1 protein-coding gene and 1 pseudogene are annotated in these 2,427 nt (G+C 68.0%); both read left to right on the top strand.

The genetic code is table 11. The annotated features are described in order from the left end of the window. Window positions 1-654 (top strand): annotated as a pseudogene (locus tag Q8N19_RS16460) (TonB-dependent receptor); the annotation flags it as partial. Between the two features lie 177 nt (window positions 655-831). Then, entirely contained in the window at window positions 832-2,292 is a 1,461-nt protein-coding gene (locus tag Q8N19_RS16455; RefSeq protein ID WP_305592565.1) for a replicative DNA helicase, read from the top strand. Window positions 2,293-2,427: the final 135 nt, after the last annotated feature.

Below are 2,427 nucleotides of genomic sequence, written 5' to 3'. Positions count from 1 at the left end.
GTCCTGAGCGAAACCTTCCAGGGGTCGGCCACCGCCGCACCCGGAACCAACGCCCGGGTGATTGCCGACCTCCTGGCGCCCTTCGGCGCCACCGCTGCGCGCTTCTTCATCAATGGCGTGGACACCGAGACTACCGGCGTTGACGTGGTCGCCCGCTATCGGATCGTCGATCCGCAGGCCGGCACGTTCGACCTGACGGCGGCGGGCAACATCAACGAGTTCGAGGTCACCAAGACCCCGACCTCCAGCACCTCGATCCTGCCGACCCCGACGGCCCTGTTTGGCCGCCAGGCCGTCCTCCGCTTCGAGGACGGCGCGCCGAAGCAGAAGCTGACCCTGCAGGGCGACTGGAACCGCGAAGCCTGGGGCGCGACCCTGCGCAGCACCTTCTACGGTTCGGCCCTCTCGCCTGGCACCCTGGCCAATGGCAGCGCCGACAGCGAGACCGGCGTCCGTGGCGTGGTGGACCTGGAGGCCCGTCGGACCTTCCCCATGGGGGTCACGGTGGCGCTGGGCGCAGACAACCTGTTCGACGTCTATCCCCGGCAGATCCCGCCGAACCTGAACACCACCGGCGCGGCGCCGTTCAGCTCGTTCTCGCCGTTCGGCTTCAACGGCCGGTTCCTCTACGGTCGGGTCAGCGTCCGCTGGTAGATCCCGTCATCTGAGGCGAGTTTGAGGGGGCGGACGCAGGTCCGCCCCCTTTGCCTTGGGACCAACCTTTCCACAGGCCTGAGATTTCCTGTTGAGCGCGACACTTCGTCGGCAGTCGGAGGGCCGGCGTTAAGCTATCAGAAACCCATGGCCATTGTTCCCGCCCTGGACCTGCGCATGCCGCAGGATGACGAACCCCACCACACCCACGCCCCAGCCAATATCGAGGCTGAGCAGGCGCTGCTGGGGGCGCTGCTGTACGACAACGCCGTCTTCGAGCGCCTCGGGGACAACCTACAGGCGCGGCACTTCTTCGAACCCTTCCATGGCCGCCTCTACGGCGCCATCGAGACCTCGATCCGCAAGGGGCAGCTGGCCGAGCCGATCCTGATCGCCGAGCAGTTCGCCCGCGACCCGGCCTTCGAGGAACTCGGCGGCCTGCGCTACATGGCCAATCTGGTGGACCGGGCGCCGCCGTCCACTCACGCCCCGGACTATGCCCGGGCCGTCTACGACCTCGCCCTGCGCCGCGACCTGATCCGCATCGGCCAGGAAATCGCCACCGGCGCCCAGACCACCGACGGCGAGACCTCGGCCCGCGACCAGATTGAAGCCGCCGAACAGCAACTCTACGCCCTGGCCGAAACCGGCTCGGTCAGCCAGGGTTTCGTGCCCTTCGCCGATGCCCTTCATGGCGCGGTGGCCATGGCCGCCGAAGCGCACGCCCGCGACGGCGGCCTGGCGGGCCTGTCCACCGGCCTAATCGACCTCGACCAGAAGATCGGCGGCCTGCACCCCTCCGACCTGGTGATCCTGGCCGCCCGCCCCTCCATGGGGAAGACCTCGCTGGCCTGTAATATCGCCTTCGACGTGGCCCGCAACTATGCCTGGGAGCCGCGGCCCGATGGGACGCGCAAGACCGTCAGCGGCGGCGTCGTGGCCTTCTTCTCCCTGGAAATGTCGGCCGAGCAGCTGGCCATGCGCCTGCTGGCCGAGGCCTCCGGCGTCTCAGGCGACCGGCTGCGCAAGGGCGAAATCGACGCCATGGAGTTCGGCCGTGTCCGCGACGCCGCCCTCGAGATCCAGGAAGCGCCGCTCTATATCGACGCCACCGGCGGCCTCAGCCTGGCCAAGCTCACCGCCCGGGCCAGGCGCCTGAAGCGCACCTCCGGACTGGACCTGGTCATGGTCGACTATCTTCAGCTGGTGACGGTGGGCTCAGGGTCCAGCGACAACCGGGTGCAGGAGGTCAGCGCCATCACCCAGGGGCTCAAGGCCCTGGCCAAGGAGCTCTCGGTGCCGGTGATTGCGCTCTCGCAGCTATCGCGCCAGGTGGAGAACCGCGAGGACAAGCGCCCACAGCTCTCTGACCTCCGGGAGTCCGGCTCCATTGAGCAGGACGCCGATATGGTCATGTTCATCTATCGCGAGAGCTACTACCTCAGCCGCACAGAGCCGCGGGAAGGCACCGAAGAGCACTTCAAGTGGCAGGAGCAGATGGATCAGGTCCGCGGCCTGGCCGAAATCGTTATCGGCAAGCAGCGCCACGGCCCTATCGGCACCGTGAAGCTGTCCTTCCATGAGGACCTGACCAAGTTCGGCAATCTCGCCCGGGACGGTCGCTACGATCCCCACTGACGCGCCCGGACTTGCGCCCCGCCCATCGGCGGTTCAAGGGGAGCAGATGGCCCCCTCCTCCCGCGCCAGGCTGAGCATCGACCTCGACGCCCTGGCCCACAACTACCATGTGATCGCCGCCGAGGCGGCCGGCGC

Origin of the sequence: Phenylobacterium sp. (assembly GCF_030693405.1) — a bacterium.
Taxonomy (GTDB): Bacteria; Pseudomonadota; Alphaproteobacteria; order Caulobacterales; family Caulobacteraceae; genus Phenylobacterium.
Note: the sequence above shows the minus strand (reverse complement) of the source record. Positions and strands in the feature narration are given on the sequence as shown.